Source organism: Mycobacterium sp. NPDC003449 (assembly GCF_053588415.1).
Genome location: NZ_JBSFPX010000034.1, coordinates 25,687 through 45,220, shown reverse-complemented (window position 1 = coordinate 45,220; position 19,534 = coordinate 25,687). Strand labels below are relative to the sequence as shown.

Annotated in this window: 17 protein-coding genes, 1 pseudogene and 1 other annotated feature; of the genes and pseudogenes, 10 read left to right on the top strand and 8 right to left on the bottom strand. The window is 66.2% G+C overall.

From position 1 onward, the window contains the following. The 6 genes and pseudogenes from ACWDTP_RS12040 to ACWDTP_RS12015 all read right to left on the bottom strand — a co-directional run. A pseudogene (locus ACWDTP_RS12040) lies at positions 1–782 on the bottom strand (IS3 family transposase); the annotation flags it as partial. Continuing rightward, positions 373–501 (bottom strand) — a sequence feature (AL1L pseudoknot). Its footprint overlaps the pseudogene before it by 129 nt. After that, positions 754–2,571 (bottom strand): RNase A-like domain-containing protein, encoded by a 1,818-nt coding sequence (locus ACWDTP_RS12035; protein WP_450019843.1) that lies wholly within the window; start codon positions 2,569–2,571, stop codon positions 754–756. The gene ACWDTP_RS12035 and the pseudogene ACWDTP_RS12040, both read right to left, overlap by 29 nt. Before the next feature lie 194 nt (positions 2,572–2,765). Then, positions 2,766–3,044, bottom strand: coding sequence for a hypothetical protein (locus ACWDTP_RS12030; protein WP_450019841.1), 279 nt, complete (start codon positions 3,042–3,044; stop codon positions 2,766–2,768). Between the two features lie 385 nt (positions 3,045–3,429). Beyond that, a complete protein-coding gene (locus ACWDTP_RS12025; protein ID WP_450019839.1) occupies positions 3,430–3,870 on the bottom strand; it encodes a hypothetical protein in 441 nt (146 codons plus the stop codon). A 112-nt stretch (positions 3,871–3,982) separates the two neighbouring features. Then, positions 3,983–4,252, bottom strand: a complete 270-nt coding sequence (locus tag ACWDTP_RS12020; protein ID WP_450019837.1) for a hypothetical protein — start codon at positions 4,250–4,252, stop codon at positions 3,983–3,985. Positions 4,253–4,372: 120 nt separating this feature from the next. Next, positions 4,373–5,470, bottom strand: a complete 1,098-nt coding sequence (locus ACWDTP_RS12015) for a PucR family transcriptional regulator (protein ID WP_450019835.1) — start codon at positions 5,468–5,470, stop codon at positions 4,373–4,375. 255 nt (positions 5,471–5,725) lie between these two features. Here ACWDTP_RS12015 and ACWDTP_RS12010 point away from each other — a divergent pair, with 255 nt between their 5' ends. The 5 genes from ACWDTP_RS12010 (at position 5,726) to ACWDTP_RS11990 (ending at position 11,401) form a co-directional block, all read left to right on the top strand. Then, on the top strand, positions 5,726–7,243 hold the full coding sequence (locus tag ACWDTP_RS12010; RefSeq protein WP_450019833.1) for a flavin-containing monooxygenase: 1,518 nt from the start codon (positions 5,726–5,728) through the stop codon (positions 7,241–7,243). A gap of 445 nt (positions 7,244–7,688) precedes the next feature. Further along, positions 7,689–8,951, top strand: coding sequence for an ATP-binding protein (locus ACWDTP_RS12005; protein ID WP_450019831.1), 1,263 nt, complete (start codon positions 7,689–7,691; stop codon positions 8,949–8,951). 82 nt (positions 8,952–9,033) lie between these two features. After that, entirely contained in the window at positions 9,034–10,689 is a 1,656-nt protein-coding gene (locus tag ACWDTP_RS12000) for an SWIM zinc finger family protein (protein WP_450019830.1), read from the top strand. Between the two features lie 50 nt (positions 10,690–10,739). Continuing rightward, positions 10,740–10,979: an AbrB/MazE/SpoVT family DNA-binding domain-containing protein gene (locus ACWDTP_RS11995; protein WP_450019828.1), complete on the top strand. Its 240-nt coding sequence runs from the start codon at positions 10,740–10,742 to the stop codon at positions 10,977–10,979. Between the two features lie 5 nt (positions 10,980–10,984). Then, the gene (locus tag ACWDTP_RS11990; RefSeq protein WP_450019826.1) at positions 10,985–11,401 is read left to right on the top strand and encodes a PIN domain-containing protein; all 417 of its coding nucleotides are present in this window, start codon (positions 10,985–10,987) and stop codon (positions 11,399–11,401) included. Between the two features lie 151 nt (positions 11,402–11,552). On the opposite strand, the gene ACWDTP_RS11985 is transcribed toward ACWDTP_RS11990, so the two are convergent. After that, on the bottom strand, positions 11,553–12,686 hold the full coding sequence (locus ACWDTP_RS11985) for an SMP-30/gluconolactonase/LRE family protein (RefSeq protein WP_450019824.1): 1,134 nt from the start codon (positions 12,684–12,686) through the stop codon (positions 11,553–11,555). Positions 12,687–12,851: 165 nt separating this feature from the next. On the opposite strand from ACWDTP_RS11985, the gene ACWDTP_RS11980 reads away from it, so the two are divergent. From ACWDTP_RS11980 to ACWDTP_RS11970, 3 genes are all read left to right on the top strand, one after another. After that, a complete protein-coding gene (locus ACWDTP_RS11980) occupies positions 12,852–13,778 on the top strand; it encodes a hypothetical protein (protein WP_450019822.1) in 927 nt (308 codons plus the stop codon). 61 nt (positions 13,779–13,839) lie between these two features. Further along, complete coding sequence (locus ACWDTP_RS11975) at positions 13,840–14,055, top strand: antitoxin (protein ID WP_450019820.1); 216 nt, start codon at positions 13,840–13,842, stop codon at positions 14,053–14,055. Then, positions 14,052–14,435, top strand: a complete 384-nt coding sequence (locus ACWDTP_RS11970) for a type II toxin-antitoxin system VapC family toxin (protein ID WP_450019818.1) — start codon at positions 14,052–14,054, stop codon at positions 14,433–14,435. The genes ACWDTP_RS11975 and ACWDTP_RS11970 overlap by 4 nt, the downstream gene beginning before the upstream one ends. A gap of 17 nt (positions 14,436–14,452) precedes the next feature. Here ACWDTP_RS11970 and ACWDTP_RS11965 read toward each other — a convergent pair whose 3' ends face one another. Next, positions 14,453–15,103: a GntR family transcriptional regulator gene (locus ACWDTP_RS11965; protein WP_450019816.1), complete on the bottom strand. Its 651-nt coding sequence runs from the start codon at positions 15,101–15,103 to the stop codon at positions 14,453–14,455. A gap of 94 nt (positions 15,104–15,197) precedes the next feature. On the opposite strand from ACWDTP_RS11965, the gene ACWDTP_RS11960 reads away from it, so the two are divergent. Together ACWDTP_RS11960 and ACWDTP_RS11955 are read left to right on the top strand one after the other, a co-directional pair. Next, complete coding sequence (locus tag ACWDTP_RS11960) at positions 15,198–18,587, top strand: molybdopterin-dependent oxidoreductase (RefSeq protein ID WP_450019814.1); 3,390 nt, start codon at positions 15,198–15,200, stop codon at positions 18,585–18,587. Positions 18,588–18,610: 23 nt separating this feature from the next. Then, entirely contained in the window at positions 18,611–19,531 is a 921-nt protein-coding gene (locus ACWDTP_RS11955) for an ornithine cyclodeaminase family protein (protein WP_450019812.1), read from the top strand. Positions 19,532–19,534: the final 3 nt, after the last annotated feature.

Genomic DNA, 19,534 nt, shown 5'->3' with positions numbered 1-19,534 from the left:
GAACGCCACATACACCCATCCTGACCATGTCGACACATAGGTAAAGTCTGCTACCCACAACATATTTGGTGCATGTGGACAGAAGTGGCGGCCGACCAGATCGTCGGCCCGATCGGCTTGCGGATCGGCCACCGTGGTGCGCTTGACTTTCCCACGGCGCGCCCCGCACAGTCCGAGTTCACCCATCAACCGTTCCACCGTGCAGCGGGCTACTTCGATGCCCTCGCGGCGGCATTGCAGCCACACCTTGCGTGCACCGTAGGCCGAGTAGTTCTGCCGGTGCACACGGGTGATCTCGGCTTTGAGTTCCTCATCGCGCACCTGACGCTTGGATGGATTCTGGCGCCGAACGCAGGCGTCGTAGTAGGTGGACGGCGCGATCTTGCAACCATGTGCCGAGAGCACACGGCAGATCGGCTCGACGCCGTACTCCTGTTTGTGGGTGTCGATGTAGTCGAGGATCACCGATTGCGGCGGTCGAGCTCCGCCGCGAAGAAAGTCGATGCAGATTTCAAAATATCGTTGGCCCGCTTGAGTTCTCGGTTCTCAGCCCGCAGCTTGCGAAGCTCCTCGGCCATATCACTGCTCACCCCGGGGCGGGCACCGGAGTCGATTTGATGCCGGCGCACCCAGCTCAACAGTGTCTGCGGAGTGCCGATACCCAGCTTGGCCGCCACCGACTCGATCGCCGCCCACTCTGACCCATACTGATCGCGAACCTCAGCGACCATCCGCACCGCACGCTCACGCAGCTCAGCTGGATACTTCTTCGAACCTGCCATGACTCCATCCTTCACAAGAGATGAAGTCTCCGGACTCACCGGGGCGATTCAACCCGCCTGTTCCATCACCCTTAAGCACCACTCTAACGCCGCTTCCCGCTTCGGCTTCAGTAGTCCCACGACGCAGCACCTCCCCACCGCCGAAGGGTGCGTCGAGTTCGATTTTCCCGACAGCTCCATTCGATATCCACTCGTCAACCACCTGATGATTGTGTTGGAGCGCGGTACTGACGGCTGACGCCGCTTCGTCGGCGGTGCCGAAGGACGAGACCACTGGCAGCCGCGTTCCCTCCAGACGTGCGGAGAGGTCGTCGAAGGTTTGGCCGACGTGGCGTTCTATGAGATGGCCGCCGGTGGCTTCGCTCGCTGCCAGGAGCGCGCTGGTGTCCTCGACCCCGTACGGTGCGACATGCCCGGGGTCCACGGTAGGAGCGTCTGCATCGTGGTGCGGCGGGTCGACTGTGTCTGTGTGAACGGGTCCGTCACCGTGCCCGGTGCTCGGTACGTCATCGACGGGGCTGTGAGGGGTGGGGTGGGGGTCGATGACCTCGTTCGGAATGCCCGGGGCGTCGTCGAAATGACGAGCAGCGCCGCCGAGGGCGTCGAGTCCGTGTTCGATCCCTTCGGCGAGAGGTTTGGCGCCGGGTAGGGGGAGCATTCCTGCGGCGTCGAGGGAGGCTTGGAGTCGGTCAGCGCCCGAAGCCTGGTCCCAGTTGTTGAACGTGTCGATGTCCTTGGCGACATCGGGTATCAGGCCGAGGCTGCCCTCGCTGAGTGCGCGGCTGCCTTCGGCGAACGCCGAGGGTTCCGGTGGATACGCCTGCACGTCGGCGTTCTCCGGAAGCGGCGCAACCGGAGCAGTCGGGCTACCGGCAGCGGCCGCGGCGTAGTTGAGCTCGTTGAGGATCCTCCGCTGCTCGGTCAGTTCGGCGCGGGCGTCGAACACCGCTTGCGCCAACGGGCCGCTGGTGTCTCGACCGGGACCGGCCCCAGCACCTTGCGTGTAGTCCTGTCCGGCGGCGTCGTCCAGCTTGGCCTGCGCGGCGTCCAGGTTCTGCCGGGCTGTCTCCACCTTCGCGGCTTGCCGGTCGATCGTCGCCTTATCAGGGGGCTGACGTACCTGGCTGAGCACTGGCGGCAGGCCGGCGGGCTTATCATCCGCGCCGGGTTTGGCCGGCTGGCCGTCCTCCGGTTTGCCGTCCGGAGTGTCGTCGGCGCCTAAGAGGTCTCCGAGGTCGCCTCCGACGTCGCTGGTGACGGAGGAGGGCTTGTCGTCGGGCTTCTTCGCTACGTCCTCGACCGACTTGGGGACTGCGAACGGCCCGATCTGCCCAGCCGCCTGCTCGGCGGGTTTGTCGCCCCGCTCGTCCTTGCGTTCCTCGTCCGGCTTGACATGCGTCTCGTGGTCGACGAGCCGCACTGTGCCCTCGCCGTCACTTCCCTCGTCCTCGCCGTCGAACCGGATCCCCTGCAGTTCTGCGGCTTTCTCCTGCAGCCGCTGGCCGGTGAAGGTGTCGGTCTGGACGAGTCGTTCGGCAAACCAACGGATGTCCTCGGCGTGCTCGGCGGCCGCCTTGTTCCGCTCGGCGATTGTCGAGATGTCGTACTTGCGGGTGTCGGTGACCGTCAAGTCTTCGCCGACGCTGAATCCGTCGTTCTCGGCCGCGGTGATCGCCTCGAGAACTTCACGTTTGGCGGCCTGGACGTCCCGGCCACCGTTCTCGGCGATGTCAGCGGCCTCGTCTTGGACTGCGGTCTGCCGGTGCACCACTGCGGTGTCGGCGATCACCCGATTGAGTGCGGCGTCCTTGGCGTCGCCCTCCCAGGTGGTTCCGCCGGGAGCGGCGATGCTCTGGCGGTGCTCGTCGAACAGTGTCACGGATTGGGCGCCCATCCTCCGCAGCTGAGTGGCGGCGTCGTCGAGGTGCTGGGTCGGCCATTCCTCGATCTCCGACCGACTGGGCGGCCCGCCAGCGGCAGGGCTCACACGCTCACCGTGGTGATGGCGTCGCGGCCGTTGTCGTCGGTGGTGTCGTAGCGGGCGCTGCTCACCGTGAGGACGTCGGCCTGGCCGCTGATCCGGCCGGACTGGCGGGTGCGGACGGACTGGGCGGCGGCCAGGATCGCGGCCACGCCGGCTTGACTCGGGGTTGTACCCCGTCCACCGTCTACCGTCCCAGTGCCCAGCTCCGCAGCCGCGGCCTCGCTGCTGGCGGCCGCGATGCGTAGCCCGCTCGCGTCGACTTCCAACCCGTTAGCCATGCCAATCCCCAAACCGGCGAACACCTGGTCGTGAGGTTACCTGAGGATTTGCTCCCCAGCCGACGGGAATTCCGGGAGGAAGGTTCGGCAGTCAATCTGTGCCAATTCCGACTAACGGCGTCGGCACACGCTCCGTGATCTCGGTGTGGATGCTCCGCTGACATACCGCGTGACCATGCCGCCGGAATTCTGCGATGCCTATCGTCCTCACAATCCGACGGATGAAGTTGTGGTTCTCCGTGGGGATTCGCACGTCGGTCAACGCTTTGAGGAGCGAATCGGGAGATTGGTCTGCTCTGTTCATCGTCACTCCAAGTTGCACAAGGTGAACGTGGTCACCGACCTACGTGTCAACGGCGGTCGGCGCGGTCGGACAAGGGATACATCAGGGCCATCCGACTCGACGGCCTTCGCCGGACAGAAACTCCATGTAGTGATCCATGGACGCTTGGCAGGCGCCACGGCGCCGAGCCGATTCATGGCCGCGACCGCGGTTGCCCATATCCCACACGGCGAGCATGCGAATATGGGCGTGCCCTTCGAGGTGCACTGGCATCACCCATTCGTAGCCGGGGTGATAACTGTCGTCGATCCGAGCGGTCCAGCCCTCGAATGTGACGACCAGCAGTCCCTTGTGCCGATTGGAGCCGATCCATTGCATCGAGGTAGCGCTTATAGCGCGTAGGGCGGGACCCGTTCTGTCGGGATGCGCCGACTCGGGGAGAACCGCGATGGTGGGGTTGAGGCCTGCCAGCATGTGGGCCTTGGTGTGCATGGCCATCGCGACGTTCCACTTGACGAGTCGAATGTCGAGGGCGCCGGTCATATGGAGGATGATGACATACATAGCCGACAGGTCGGTCTTGCTCGGTGTGCCGGCAGGTTACGCTTTGCCGCGCCGCTGTCGTATGAACGTATGACATTGTGGGGCAGCTTGATCAACGTAAAGTGTTGCTCTGTCGCGAGGGGAGTGCAACACGGCTCTGATCGGCGATCTCGTGCCGGTCGCGCTGGGAGTTGCGTTTGTGTCCCTGTGGCGAGTGTGCAGCCTCTTGCGGCAAAATTTCGAAATTGCCGTCAAAACCTACACGTTCGTCACAGCGTTTCTCACAACACCATTGTGAGGCTCTGCATTCGCGCACCGCCCGCGCGCGGATGTTGCCGGCGAACTCCTCGGCTTTCGCCTGGCTGGCTTCCCGTCCGCGCATCAGCGGTGCTCAGGATCCGTCGGTGACCGAAAGGTCTTCGCCGACATCATGGTGGGCATCTTTACGGACGGTCGCATAGATCGCCGACCGGGTCCGGCGATTGCGTTGGCAGGCGGAGGATCACTCTGCCTGTCGCCAGCGCAGTACATCCAGCGCCGCGGCTACCGCCACCACATTCTCCGCAAGAGGTCGCGGAAGTAGCTCATCTGCTTGCCCGAGTCGCCGGACCACGGTGTTGCGATGCGTGTACATGCGTTCAGCAGTCCGGGTGACACTGCATCGTTCGTGCACATAGGTGGCGACGGTGCGCTGGACTTCGGGGTCGGCATGCTGGAGGTCGCCGAGAGTGTCCCGGAGGAACTCTTCGACCTGAGTGGGGTCGTTGGACAGCATGGCAACCAGCTGAACGTCCTCGTATCGGGCCACTTGCTCGGGGGAGTCCAGCCGGGCGAGCATCCGCTGCGTGGCCACCGCATCGAAATGGCTGCGGCGGAAGCCGTCGACACCGGTGGCGGGGCGTCCGAAGGCGACACAGACACCCGGGCTGCGGCGCAGTGCATCCGACAGTTGCGCCAACGGGGGCACGCCGGTGACCGGTAGCCAAATCCACAACGCGGAGGCGCCGGCCGCAATCGTCAGGCGGCGAGTAACACCGGAGATACGCATGATCGCCTCGGTGACCGCCTCCAGTTCGTCCGGCGGACTGGACATATCACTCCACACGATGGCCGCGGTATTCCAGTGCCGCAATGGGTATCCCAGTTCAGCCTCGGCGCGGGCGGCGGTCACAGGTGCGCCTTCAAGTAGGAGGGTGACGATCGCTCGGCGCTCGGCCTGCGCGTCACGCATGAGCTCAGCGCGTTCGATGTCCATCTGGACCGACACCGCGGCCACGGTGTCATCGATGAATGTCGCGATCGACAGCCAGGACACTTCCAGCAGTTCCTGAAGCTCAATTGGGTTGCGGGTCAACTCGAAACAGATCGGCATCCACAGGTTCCAGGCCGCATTCTGGCCAACCCGGTACGCTTCCAATCCGCGCTCATCCATTCCACTGCGCACCAGATTGCGGGCGATCTCGGTCGCTTCGGTGGCAGCGATCGGCGGGACGGGGTCGCCGGGGTGATGCACGTTGGCCAGCGCCCAGCGCAGCACGTCGGCGAGATTGGACCGCCGCGTCGCCGCGAACAAGGCGGGATCCTCGGTCACCGCCCGCATGCGCTCGCGTCTCAGTGACGCTGTGTGCAGCGCCTCCACCCACTCATCGCGGCGGTCGAGTACCCGTTCAGATGCTTGCTGCATGAGTGCCTGCACGCTCGGTGACACGTCAGGCCAGGCCGGCGATGTAGCGTTATGCACCATACGAGGATTATTGCGGTGCATTTTGCGCTTGCACAAGACCTCTGGGGTCGGTGAAGCTTGAAGGCGTCAGATCGCCCCAGCGTCACCAAAACCCTTGAGGACACCGCTCTCATGACCGACTCGCCACCTTCCACCGAACACCTGGATGTACTGATCATCGGGGCGGGCCTATCGGGTATCGGCGTCGGCTGCTACATCAGCAGCCAATTTCCCGCGAAGCGATTGGCAATCGTGGAATCCCGCGGGGCATCGGGCGGTACCTGGGACCTGTTCCGCTATCCGGGCATCCGCTCGGATTCGGACCTGCACACTTTCGGCTACGAGTTCAAACCGTGGCGACGAGAGGAAGCGATCGCCGACGCCGCGCAGATCCTTGCTTACCTACGCGAGACAGCATCCGAGTACGGAATCGAAGAGCGTATCCGCTACCACCACAGGGTGATACGCGCATCGTGGTCCTCGGAAACCGCCCGCTGGCTGGTCGATATCGAGCGTACCGACACCGGCGAGCAGCTCCAGCTGTCCGCGTCGTGGATCTTCTCCGCGGCCGGCTACTACCGGTACGACCAAGGGTTCACTCCGGAATTCGCCGACAGCGAGCGCTTCCTCGGCACGATCGTGCACCCGCAGCATTGGCCGGAGCAGCTCGACTACGCAGGTAAGCGTGTTGTGGTGATCGGAAGCGGCGCCACGGCGGTCACCCTCGTGCCGGCGATGGCTCGAAGCGCCGAACACGTCACGATGCTGCAGCGCACGCCCTCCTATGTCCTGCCTATCCCGCGGCAGGACCGCATCGCCAACGTGCTGCAGCGCCGGCTCGGCCCCGAGCGCGGCTATGCCCTCACCCGGCGGAAGAACATCGGCCGGCTGCGATCCATCTACCGCCTGTTTCGGCGATTCCCGAACGCGGCCCGGTGGTATATCAAGCGGGCCGTTCGCAATCGGTTACCCGCGGGCTATCCGGTCGATGACCACTTCACCCCGCCCTATGAGCCGTTCGACCAACGGCTGTGTATGGTTCCCGACGGTGACCTGTTCCGCGACGTCGCCGAGGGCCGCGCCTCGATCGTCACCGATCGGATCGCCGCGTTCACTCCATCCGGTATTCGTCTGGAATCCGGACGGGAACTCGACGCTGACATCGTCGTCACCGCCACCGGCCTCAACCTGCAAGCATTCGGCGGTATCGAGGTGGCCGTCGATGGTCAACCGGTGCAGTTGTCCGACACGGTCACCTTCAAGGGCCTAATGCTTTCCGGCATACCGAACTTCGCTTACGCACTCGGGTATGCTCACTCCTCCTGGACCCTCAAGATCGGGCCGCTCAGCCAGCATCTCTGCCGGCTGCTGGACCACATGGACTCCCACGGGTACGACATCTGTCGGCCGGCGCTTGCCGATCCTGCGATGCCGCGCCGCCGCTTGATGGATCTGGCATCGGGCTACGTCCAACGCGGTGCGAATCAGCTCCCTTCCCAAGGTGACCGGTTGCCATGGATGAGTTCCGCCGACCACCGCGGCGACGTGGCGCTGCTCCGCGACGGCAGCGTCGTTGATCCCGAACTCCAGATGTCCGTGGCGTCCCGGCCGCTGGTGCGGGAACAAGCAAGCATGACGGCCCCTTTCTGACATCGATCGATACCGCTGCGGCATTGATCGGAGGTGGGTGGTGTTGGCTGTTATCCGCGAACGAATTACGACGTTTTGAGCCGCCGACGGCGCTGCGGTACGAGTTGGTGTCGGGGGGTACCGATTCGGGATTACACGGGCCACATCACCGTCGAACCCACGGATACCGGCTGCGTGATGTCGCCGGCAATCAGCTTCCGCACGATCATCCCGGGCGCTGCCAGGATGGCTCGCCGACGCCCCGCTGAGGTGTGAAGGGTGCCCGGCCACAAGCTCACAGTGCAGCGGCGAGCGAGGCGTCGAGCAACTCTCGTGCGTGACCGTCGATGGCGGGACTGCTGCGGCGTCAGTGCCGTCAAAAAAGAAGAGTAGATGATGACAAAAACAGCGAGTCTGGAGTGTCAAAAGCAACAACTAATGTTCGTCGAGAACGCAGAATGACACCGTGCTCGACTATCGTGCCCGTGTCGCTGACGCCGAGTTATCAGATCGGCTGACCGCGATCGGCGCCGTGCTGATCGACGGGCCGAAGGGCTGCGGGAAGACCGAAACCGCACTTCAGGAGGCAAAGAGTTCGGTTCGTTTCGACACCGATGCCAATGCTCGGGCGTTGCTGGGCCTCAACCCCGCGGAGTTGTTCGATCAGGAGACCCCGATCCTCTTCGATGAGTGGCAGCGCGCACCCGAGGTGTGGGACCAGGTGCGACGGCGCGTCGATGACCTGCGTGCTCGTGGCCTGTACATCCTCACCGGTTCGGCGACTCCGAAGTACGAGCGTGAGTTGCATTCCGGCGCGGGGCGCATCGGCACGCTGCGAATGCGACCGATGAGCTTGTTTGAGTCTGGCCACTCTACCGGTGAAGTGTCGTTGGCGGCCCTGCTGCGTGGCGAGGACCAGCTGTCGAAACGTACCGCAATGACTGTCCCCGGCCTCGCGGGGCGGATCGTCATCGGCGGTTGGCCGGCATTGCTCGACGAGCCGGAACGGACGGCCCGAAGGTGGCTCGCGGACTATCTCACGCAGATCGTCGATGTCGACATTCCGGACCTTGGCACCGGTAGGCGGACTCCGGTTCGACTGCGTCGCGCACTCGCCTCGCTCGGGCGATCCGTCGGGACGCCGATCAAACTAACGGCACTCGTAGCGGATATCGCAGGTAACGATCAACGGGCTCCGGCGAAGGAGACGGTGAACTCCTATCTCGATGCGCTCGACCGGCTCAAGCTGACGGAGAATTCACCGGCCTGGAAACCGCACATGCGTTCGCGTGTTGCATTACGTGAGGCGCCGGTCCGCTACTTTGTCGATCCCTCGCTGGGCACTGCTGCGCTGGCTGTCGGGGCGAAGGACCTACTCGCCGACCTGGCCGCTGCTGGACTTCATTTTGAAGCGCTGGCAATCCGTGACCTTCGCATCTACGCCCAACCGCTCGGCGGTGCGGTGCACTCTTGGCGGGAGTCGCACGGTCGCAAGGAGATTGACGCGATCGTCGACACACCCGAGGGCTGGGCCGCGTTCGAAGTCAAGTTGACCGGCGACCAAGACGTCATTGACAGAGCGGCTCAGGGCCTCGTCAACTTCCCGGCCGAGGTGGACACCTCCAAGCACGGCGACCCGTCGGCTCTTGTTGTCGTGACGGCGACGGGCGGCGGTGGGAAGCGAGCCGACGGGGTCCATGTGGTGCCGATTTCGGCGCTCGGGCCGTAGATCGACAGTCGCACAAGACTGCGTCGGCCTGAGATGTTGAGCAGGCGCTCGGGATGTCGTACGTATCGGTCATGATGGCGACGTGCCGCTCTCCGAATCGACATTGCTCATCATGGCCGGTGAGCTGGTCTACGCCCGTGGCGAAGACATCGTCCCCGATGTCCAGGAACTGCGCATCACCGAGGCGAGCGCGTCCGCGTCAATCCAGGGCGCCAGCCTCTACACCGTGGAACTTGACTGGTCGGGCCGGCTACATGCGGGGTCGTGTACGTGCCCGCACTATGCCGACGGCAACTTCTGCAAGCATCTGGTCGCCACCGGACTCGCGGTGATCGACAGCGGACAGGCCGCCGGCGCGACGGCAACGGCAGAACCTGCACTCGAAGCGGCGGTGCAGGCAATGGACGTCGACGAGCTTCGAGAACTGGTCTTGACGCTGGCCCAACGCTATGGCGGGGTCCGTCGCCTGCTGGAGATCCGTGCGACGGCAGCGTCGGGTGACGACGCGCGGGCGAAGGGCGAGCTGGAAGCATTTGTGCGAAACCGGCTGGGGTCCAGCGGGTTTGTCTACTACGAAGAATCCTACGGGGTTGCGGAGTCGGCCGGTGAAGCACTCGACGAGCTCGAGGACCACTTGAACAGCGGGGCCGCCGAGATCGTCCGGCCGGCATTGCTGGGCGCGGTCACCCGCTTGCGCAAGATCGTCGAGGAGGCTGACGACTCGTCGGGTGTGATCGGCGACCAATGCCAGCGGGCCGCTGCTCTCTACGCCCAGGCGTGCCGGCAGGGCCGGCCCGATTCGGTCGAGCTCGCCAAATGGCTGGTGGAATTTCGCGCTGACTCACCGGGCTGGCCGAATCTGACGTTGGCCGACTTCGTGGACGCGTTCGACAAAAAGGCGCTCAAGGTCTACCGCCGGGGGGTGGCAGATCTGGAGCGCACCCTCGACGATCATGACAAGTGGGACCGGTACGAGGTCGAAGCCATGCTGCTGGAACTCGCCGATCACGATGGGGACGTTGACCGAGCGGTCCACCTGCTCAGCCAGGGGCAACATCCGCGGTACGGGGCGATCGTCGCCCGGTTGCGCGACGCCGAACGCCCCGAGGATGCGGTGACCTGGATTGATCGCGCCGTTGTCGAGGGGCGAGTCTCCGGTCGGGGTGGGGGCAACGAGTATTGGTTGAGCCCGTCCGACGTCGCCGAGACCTATCAGGGGCTGGGCCGGACCGAGGACGCGATGGATGTCTTTCGGGCGGACTTCATCGGGCGGCCGTCGGTGTCCGGCTACCAGGACCTGCTTGGATTCGCGGCGCGCATCGACCGTGCCGATGCCGAACGCACCTGGGCCTTGAACCACGCGCGAGAATTGGCGTCGGATCCTCGCAGCGGCGGCGCGGTCCTGATCGAGCTTCTGCTCAGCGAGGGCGACGCCGACGCGGCGTGGCAGGCTGCCGATCGCTACGGACCCGGCCGGGCGTGGCAGGAGTTGGCCGCGCGAGGTTCGGCGGCGCGACCTGTCGAGGCGGCCGACCTGTATCGGCCGCAGCTCGACGCGGCCTTGCAGCGTCCCAACACCAGGCTCTATCCCGGCATTGCCGCGACCCTGGCGACGATGGCCAGGCTGTACGAACAGGGCCGCCGTAGCGATGATTTCGCCGCCTACATCGCGCAGATCCGCCGGGACTACGGCAGGCGACCGGCCCTGATGAAAGCGCTGGACGCGCAGCGGCTCTGAGTCAAGCGGCATGAGCCGGCGGAATGGGATTTCGCTGGTAGCCTAATCCCATGAAGGCTGTCATCGATTCCGGTGGTCGGGTCGTCCTGCCCAAGCAACTGCGCGACGCGCTGGGGCTCACCCCTGGTGCGGAGGTTGACATCTCCGCCTACGGCGGTGGGATACAGATCATCCCGGGAGGGCGAACCGCGCGACTCCAGCGGAATGAAGATGGACGCCTGGTCGCGAAGGCGGACACGATCGTCACTGACGAAATGGTGTTTGCTCTCATTGATTCGGGACGGCGCTGAGGTCGGTGCCCTTCACAGCGGTCGACACCAGCGTCGCGGTGGCATTGCTGGTCACTTCTCATCCGCACCACGACATGGTGATGAACTGGGCAAAAGGCCGGACTCTCGGGCTCAGTGGGCACGCGCTGGCCGAAACCTATTCGGTGCTGACGCGACTTCCCGGCGATGCTCGCGTCGACCCTGCCGACGCGGTGACGCTGATCGACGAGAACTTCCCCGACTCGATTCAGCTCGGCGCACGTGCCGCGCGGGCTGCCCACCGCGAGTTGGCCCGACGGGGCATCGCCGGTGGTGCGACGTACGACGGACTCGTAGCTCTGGCGGCTCGTGAGCACCGCGCCGTCCTGGTCACCCGGGATGCACGGGCACGGTCGACGTACGAAGCACTCGGGGTGCGCGCAGAAGTATTGGCCGATGCCTGAGCGTCGCGTCGGTGGGCATTCTGTCGGTCCGGTTGCCTACCCTTTGGGGCGTGGACTACGACGCGATCAGCACGCTGCGGGAGCGGCATCAGGGCCGAGAGCCTATCTTTGGCCTCGCCGAGCGGCACTGTCGTCATACCGCTAGGTCACGCTAGGTCGCGCCGAACGCCTCGAGGTACAGCGCATAGATCGAGTGCGAGGCCGCCATGTACAGCCGGTTGTTTTCCGGCCCACCGAAGGTGAGGTTGGGGCACCGTTCGGGCAGCCGGATGAAGCCGATCGGCTTACCCTGCGGATTGAACACCATGACGCCGTCGAGATCCTCGGGCTTGCCGCGTAATTGGAATACCTTGCGGCCGTCGACGTCGGTCGGCGTGTCCTGGAGTAGGCCGTTGCTGCCCCACCCGCACCACAGATTGCCGTCGCGGTCCACGGTGAAACCGTCCAACGCGCCCTGGTCGGCCGCGTCGATCAGCTTGGTCTTGTTGGAGACGGTGCCGTCGTCGGCGACGTCGTAGCTCCAGATGCTGCGGTTCGGGGTGGGTTTCCACTCAACCACGTAGAGCTTCTTCTCGTCGGGGGAGAAGGCCAGGCCGTTCGGGTTGACCAGATCGGTGATGACCGACGTCATCTGCCCGTCGGGGGTGAGCCGATAGACGTTGGTGGTGGCCTGCTCGGGATCGGCGGGGCTGCCCTCCCACTCGCCGTTGATACCGAACAGCGGATCGGTGAACCAGATGGTGTCGTCGGACTTCACAACGATGTCGTTGGGTGCGTTGAGCGGTTTGCCTTCGAAACTGTCGACCAGCACCGTGATGTCGCCGTTCTCCTCGGTGCGGGTGATGCGGCGGGTCACCGAATGCTCACAGGTGACGAGCCGGCCCTGGCCGTCGCGGGTGTTGCCGTTGGAATAGTTGGCGGGCCTGCGGAACTCGGTGAAACTGTTGTCCTTCTCGTCGAACTTCATGATCCGGTTGTTCGGAATGTCGCTGCACAGAAGGTAACCGCCGTCGGGGAAGTAGACCGGGCCCTCGGCCCAGCGCATGCCGGTGGCGACCTGTTCGAGGGTGCTCGAGAAGATCCGATACTTGGCGAAGCTCGGGTCGAGGATCTCGACCGCCGGGTCGGGATAGCGCAGGTTCGGCCGGAACGACGGCGGCTGGGGCGGCGACCCGGGCAGGGGCGGGGATGCTTGGGGCGGAGACGATTCCGAGCATGCGCTGGTGACGGCGGCGGCGACGGTGGCCGCCGTTCCCAGGAGCATGTTGCGCCGTGTGGTGTGCATCGACCTCTTTCCGATAGCGCCGGCTTGCGGCCTGATCGTTGAGCGTGAACCTACGCAGGATTTGAAGGGCGGTCTAATCCCTTTCTGACATCGATCGATGCCGCTCCGGCATTGATCCGTGAGCGAAACGGCCGACATGTCACCGCCCCTGAGTAGCCTCCGCGTATGAGAGACAAACGAGGGGTCGTGGACGGCATGATCGGTGAGCCGAATCGGGAGACCACGGCGTTGCTGGCCGTGTTGGCCGAACTTCTGGTCGACGATGCAGAGGTCCGGCAGCGATGCCGAGACGCGGTGGCTGAGCGCAACGACCCTCTACCGCAATGGATCACCGGTCTTTCGCAGGTCGAGGTATACCGCACGGTGCGCATAGCTGATGTGCTCGGCGACGCCGACGAACTCGTGATCGGCGCGCGACTCAACGGCAGACACGAGCTGACTGCGGCCGTTCTGATCGACCACAACGCACTGTCCGGTGTCGTTGACGCCGCCGTTGTGTTCTACTCGATCGACGAGGGTCTCGCGCACGCGGCGGAATCCAGGAATGACACTTGCGTCGTTGAGATGGCGCCCGCGGATGCCCGGACATGGATCGAGGATGCGCTCGCCCAGCCAACATTCAGCCGTGCGACCGACACTTGGCCGCAGTCCCTGGCCCTGATTGGGTGGTTGGTACGGCAGCTGCCCGAAGGGGGTGCACATCGGCCACCCACTGACTGGCCGGCCGCCGAAGAGCTGTGCGACAACTTCTTCGCCACCGATTCCGCGGCACCGTTCACCGACCCCGGCCATCGGGAGGTGCTGTTGGAACTCATCGAGTCCGGTCCGGGTGATCCGCTGCGATGGAGCGCGGCGCGCATCGAGCACGTGATCGGCGGCTCGCCCTATTACGACGACCACATTGCGCTGGAGATCGCGCTCGACGCGCCCGACCTGCTGCGTGCGTTCATCCCATTCGCTCACGCGCAGAGCGGTATTCGAGACGAAATGACGGCGCGAACGGTCGCGGCGATCGACAAGTTGAGGTCGCGTTACAAGCGACAGGTCCTGAAACAGGCCGCGCAGTACTGGGATCTCGACGATGCGGTATAGCGACGAAGGGGGCGCTAGCAATCTGCTAGCAGATGGCAAGCGTTCTGGCTACAATCAATCTGTGCGGACTCTTCACCTGCGGAATGTTCCCGACGACATCGTGGATCGTCTCGAACGGATGGCGCGCGCAGCGAGTACCTCGGTGACAGCCGTCGCGATCCGTGAACTTGACGCGGCGACCCGGCGAGTCGACAACGCCGCGTTGATCGCCACCTTGCCCGATCTCGACATCGCGGCGGAAACCATCGTCGAGCAGCTGGATTCCGAACGTAGATGATCGTGCTCGACGCGTCGGCGGCTATCTCAGCACTGCTGAATGATGGGCAGGCGCGCCGACTCCTCGCCGTGGAATCGGTTCACGTGCCTCACCTGGTGGATGCGGAAGTGGTCAGTGTGTTGCGTCGGCAGGCCGCCGCCGGCCTATTGGCTTCCGAACGGGCACGCCGGGCATTGAATGTTTGGGGGAGGCTGGGGCTGATCCGCTATGCCGCTTCGCCTCTGTTGGAACGGGTGTGGGAACTGCGGGCCGCTGTGACGGCGTACGGCGCGATGTATGTCGCCCTTGCCGAGAATCTGGATTGCGCCCTGGTTACCGCGGATGCGCGGCTGCCCGGAGCGAACGGGCCTCGATGCGCCATTACGGTCGTGCCACGGTGAGCGGCCGAGACCCGAGCTCACTGGTCCCCGCCGGCCCATTCGCCGCGGGTGTGTTCGAGGTGTGCGCGGGTGAGCCGCTCCACGCCGGGCGCGTCACCCGCGTCGATCGCGGCGAGTAACCGACGATGCTCGGCCGCCGACGCGCCGAGCTTGTCCTGCCGGGCCAACGCCTTCAAGCCGTACAGACGGGTTTGGTCCCGCAGGTTCGCGACGATGGACACCAGCCGCGCGTTGCCGAGCAGCCGCAGCAGTTCCAGGTGAAACGCCCGGTCGGCTTCCAGGAACCGGATCACGTCACGATCGGCCGCGGCCTGTTCGATATCGTCGGCCAGCGCATTCAACCGATCCCGGTCGTCGGCAATGCCGCGTTCGGCGAGCTGGGTCATGGCGGGCACCTCCAGCAGCAACCGCAGCTGGTAGATCTCGTCGAGATCGGTATCGGCCAGCGGTACCACCCGGAACCCCCGGTTGGGTACCGCCTCCATCAACCCCTCGTGCACCAGCGTGAGCATCGCCTCGCGCACCGGGCTGTTGGAGACCCCGAGCCGCTCGGCCAGGGCGGCCGCGGAATAGATGTCACCAGGCTTGATCTCGCCGGACACCAGCGCCTGACGTAACACGTCGAGCGCCTGTTCGCGCAGGCTCACCCGACGCAGAGCCGTGCTCAATTGCCCCTCCGATCGCCGACCGCTTGACAGAGTATTGCCAAGGTACAACTATAGCCGCTTATCGGTAATCGATTACCGGCTACTGAGGAGGGGCATGCCCATCCGGCGCCACCACGGGTACTGCACGTTGTGCCGTTCGCGGTGCGGTGCGGTGTACACCGTCGAGGGCGATCGGCTGCTGTCCGTCGCGCCCGATCCGGACCATCCGACCGGTGCCGCGCTGTGCCCGAAAGGCCGGGCCGCTCCCGAGATCGTGCACAGCCCGCGCCGGCTGACCCGCCCGCTGCGCCGCACCAATCCGAAGACCGCCGACGATCCGGGCTGGGTCGAGATCGGCTGGGACGAGGCGCTGGCCGAGATCGCCAGCCGGTTCGACGAGATTCGCCGCGAGAATGGCCCGGAGGCGGTCGCGTTCTCGGTGACGTCGCCCAGCGGAACCCCGATCTCCGACGGGATCGACTGGGTGGAGCGGTTCATCCGGCTCTTCGGCAGCCCGAACATCTCCTACGCGACCGAAATCTGCAACTGGCACAAGGATCATGCGCACGCCTTCACGTTCGGCCGTGGCATTCCCACCGCCGACTACGCCAACACCGACCTGGTCGTCCTGTGGGGGCACAACCCGGCCCGCGTCTGGCTGGCCCAGTCCACCGCGGTCGCGGCCGCCCGGGCCCGCGGCGCGCGGGTGGCGGTCATCGATCCCCGGTCGGCGGGCAGCGGCGCGCAGGCCGACCTGTGGGTGCGGGTGCGGCCCGGCTCCGACGGCGCGCTGGCCCTCGGGGTGGCCAACCGGCTCATCGAAGCGGGCCGGTTCGACGAGGAGTTCATCCGGCGGTGGAGCAACGGCCCGCTGTTGGTGCGGGAGGACACCGGCCGCTTCCTGCGCGGTGCCGACCTGGCGGTGACCGGGCTGCCGGCGGAGTCCTACGTCGGCTTCGACGGCCGCGATGTGGTGCCCTACGACACCCGCCGGCCCGCACCGGACGGGCTGGTGTTGGACGGCACGGTCGTCGTACCCACCCGTACCGGTGAGGTGCGCTGCACCACGGCCTTTCAGCGCTACCGGCAGCTGTGCGCCGAGTGGCCGCTGGAGCGGGTAGAGGCCGTCACCTGGGCGCCGAAGGAAGACATCGCCGCCCTCGCCGACGCGATCGCCGGCGCGCGGCGGGTGGCCTACCACAGCTGGTCCGGCGTCGGTCAGCACACCAACGCGACCCAGACCGACCGGGCCATCGCCTGCCTGTACACGCTCACCGGCTCGTTTGACGCCCTGGGCGGCAACGTGATTCATCCCGCGGCGCCGGTCAACCCGGTCACCGGCTTCGACCAGCTCGGCGCGCAACGGGCCAAGGCGCTCGGCGTCGACGAACGGCCCCTCGGCCCGCCGTCGCAGGGCTGGGTCACCGCCCGAGACCTGTACACCGCGATCCTCGACGAAAAGCCCTACCCGGTACGGGCGTTGATGGGGTTCGGGTCGAACCTGCTGGTCTCCCAGGCCGATCCGGTCCGGGGTCGCGACGCGCTGCGGAGCCTGGACTTCCATGTCCACGCCAACCTGTTCATGAACCCGACCGCCGAGCTCGCCGACATCGTGCTGCCGGTGAACAGCCCGTGGGAGCGTGAAGCGCTCAAGACCGGATTCGAGATCAGCCACGAGGCGCAGGAGCGGATTCAGTTGCGCCGCCGGATGGTGCCGCCGGTCGGCGAGAGCCGCTCCGACACCGAGATCGTGTTCGCGCTGGCGACCCGGCTCGGGCTGGGCGAAGAATTTTTCGGCGGCGACATCGAAGCGGGCTGGCAACACATACTCGACCCGCTCGCCATCACCGTGGCCGAACTGCGGGAGCGCCCGGAGGGCATGCGGATACCGTTGCCGAGGCGCTACCACAAGTACGCCGACCCGCTCGCGGACGGCGAGGTCCGCGGCTTCGCCACCGAAACCCGCAGGGCGGAACTGTATTCTGAGCGGTTGGCGCGCCACGGCTACGACCCGCTGCCCAGCTACGTCGAGCCCGCCGACTCCCCGGTGGCCGACGGCGCCGACCCGCGGTTCCCGCTGGTGCTCACCTCGACCAAGACCAGCCGGTTCTGCCACACCCAGCACCGCGGCATCGCATCGCTGCGCTCCCGGGCGGCCGAACCCACCGTCTACCTCAGCCCCGCACTGGCGACGCAACGGGGTATCGCGGGCGGGGAGTGGGTGGAGTTGGCCACCCGCCACGGCCGGGTCAGGATGCGTGCCGAACTCGATCCGGCGCTGCACGACCGGGTGGTGGTCGCCGAATACGGGTGGTGGGAGTCTGCCCCCGACGTCGGCCTGCCCGGATACCCGGCGTTCTCCGCCGCCGGCAGCAATTTCAACCTGCTCGTCCCGGCCGATCACGCCGACCCGGTCAGCGGCTCGATGCCGCACCGCTCGCTGGTCTGCGATATCCGCACAGTCGCCGAAGCCCGACCGGCCTGGCCGGGCCTGCGCCCGTTCGATGTGACACACGTGGTGGCCGAGGCAGCCGGCACCGTCTCGATCCACCTGCAGCCGTCGAACGGTGCTGCCCCACCGGACTTTCGGCCCGGCCAGCACGTCACCCTGCACCTCGACGGCCTGCCCGACGGCACCGCGAACAGGTCGTACTCGCTGTCCGGGCCGGCCACCCAGGCCGACCGGCGCGGCTACCGGATCACCGTGAAAGGTGGGGACGGACCGGTGTCGATCCACCTGACCCGTACCCTTCGCCCCGGCGACACTGTCGGGCTGACGGCCCCCGCCGGCCGGTTCGCCCTGCCCGCCGAGCCGGATCTGCCGGTGGTGCTGATCGCCGGCGGCATCGGCATCACCCCGTTCATCAGCTACCTGGAGACCATGGCCGCGCGGCACGCCCGCGACCGGATCGCGCTCTACTACGTCAGCCGGGACGGCGCACACCACGCGTTCAAACAGCGGGTGGCCGAGCTGAAGACGGCGCTGCCCGGCCTGCGGGTGCACACCCACTACAGCCGGCCCCGGTCAACCGACCGGCTCGGGCCGGACTACGACGCCGCGGGCAGGATCACCGCCGACGATGTGGCCACCGGGATGATCGCCGAGCGGGCCCGGTTCTATCTGTGCGGGCCCGACGACATGATCCGGCAGCTGCGCGCCGGGTTGGCCGACCGTGGGGTCCCGGGATTCGACATCTTCGAGGAGCGGTTCAGCTCGCCCGTGCCGACCTGGGCACCCCCGCCCGACGCCGCCCACGCGGTGCGCTTCGTCCGCAGCGGACGTGACGTGACGTGGACGCCGGCCGACGGCAGTCTGCTGGCCCTCGCCGAATCGCAGGGGGTCGCGATCGGCAGCGGATGCCGCACCGGTCAATGTGAAAGCTGCGAGGTGCCAGTGCTTTCCGGGGCTGTGCGCTACCTTGTTCCCGAAGCCGACCCTGATGACGAGGGCCGGTGCCTCACCTGCCAGGCGGTACCCACCTCCGACCTGGCCATCGACGCCTGACTCCTGGAGCGGACAACGTGCGAATGATCCCTGCGGCAGAGATCGCCCAGCGGTTGCCCTTCGACCGGCTGGTGCCGGCGCTGCGCTCGGCGTTCGTGTCCGGCGCCGAGGTGCCGACCCGTCACCACCACAGCATCGGCACGGCCGGGACCCTGCTGCTGATGCCGTGCTGGGTCGACGGCGACTTGCTCGGCGTGAAGGTCGCCGGCGTCTTCCCCGACAACCGTGAGCACGGTATGCCGTCGCTGCACTCGACCTATCTGCTCTGCGATGCCGGCACCGGCGAGCAGCTGGCCGTTCTCGACGGCGCCGAGCTGACCCGTCGGCGCACCATCGCCACCGCCGCGCTGGCCGCGGACTACCTGGCCCGGTCGGACGCACAGACCCTGCTGATCGTCGGCAGCGGGGCGGTGGCCTCGCTTGCCGCGCAAGCCTATTCCGCGATTCGTCCCGTCAAGGACGTCCTGGTGTGGAACGTCCGCCCCGCGGGCGCCCAAGCACTGGCGGTGGGGCTTCGCGACGAGGGGTTCGATGCGCGCGCGGTGACGGATCTGGCGTCCGCGGCCGCCGAGGCAGACATCATCAGCTGCGCGACGCTGGCGACGGCGCCGTTATTGCGCGGATCGTGGCTGCGGCCCGGTGCCCATGTCGACCTGATCGGCAGCTTCCGCCCCGATATGCGCGAGGCCGACGACGAGTTGATCGGTACCGGAAGCCTTTTCGTCGACACCATGGCTGCGGTCGAGGAATCGGGCGACTTGACGCAGTCGATCCGCGACGGCGCCCTGAGCTCCGCGGACATCCACGCCACCCTGACCGGGCTGTGCCGCGGGCAGCACACCGGCCGACGGGATGCCGAGGAGATCACCGTGTTCAAGTCGGTCGGTACCGCGCTGACCGACCTGGCGGCCGCCACCGTCGTCTATCGATCATCGAGAGGGTAGAAA

What these genes read in the sequence shown, in the direction of transcription:
- ACWDTP_RS12030 (WP_450019841.1), bottom strand. Translation starts at nt 3,044, where the DNA reads ATGGCTAACGGGTTGGAAGTCGACGCGAGCGGGCTACGCATCGCGGCC.
- ACWDTP_RS12025 (WP_450019839.1), bottom strand. Translation starts at nt 3,870, where the DNA reads ATGACCGGCGCCCTCGACATTCGACTCGTCAAGTGGAACGTCGCGATG.
- ACWDTP_RS12020 (WP_450019837.1), bottom strand. Translation starts at nt 4,252, where the DNA reads ATGCGCGGACGGGAAGCCAGCCAGGCGAAAGCCGAGGAGTTCGCCGGC.
- ACWDTP_RS12015 (WP_450019835.1), bottom strand. Translation starts at nt 5,470, where the DNA reads ATGCGGGCGGTGACCGAGGATCCCGCCTTGTTCGCGGCGACGCGGCGG.
- ACWDTP_RS12010 (WP_450019833.1), top strand. Translation starts at nt 5,726, where the DNA reads ATGACCGACTCGCCACCTTCCACCGAACACCTGGATGTACTGATCATC.
- ACWDTP_RS11995 (WP_450019828.1), top strand. Translation starts at nt 10,740, where the DNA reads ATGAAGGCTGTCATCGATTCCGGTGGTCGGGTCGTCCTGCCCAAGCAA.
- ACWDTP_RS11985 (WP_450019824.1), bottom strand. Translation starts at nt 12,686, where the DNA reads ATGCACACCACACGGCGCAACATGCTCCTGGGAACGGCGGCCACCGTC.
- ACWDTP_RS11980 (WP_450019822.1), top strand. Translation starts at nt 12,852, where the DNA reads ATGAGAGACAAACGAGGGGTCGTGGACGGCATGATCGGTGAGCCGAAT.
- ACWDTP_RS11970 (WP_450019818.1), top strand. Translation starts at nt 14,052, where the DNA reads ATGATCGTGCTCGACGCGTCGGCGGCTATCTCAGCACTGCTGAATGAT.
- ACWDTP_RS11960 (WP_450019814.1), top strand. Translation starts at nt 15,198, where the DNA reads ATGCCCATCCGGCGCCACCACGGGTACTGCACGTTGTGCCGTTCGCGG.
- ACWDTP_RS11955 (WP_450019812.1), top strand. Translation starts at nt 18,611, where the DNA reads ATGATCCCTGCGGCAGAGATCGCCCAGCGGTTGCCCTTCGACCGGCTG.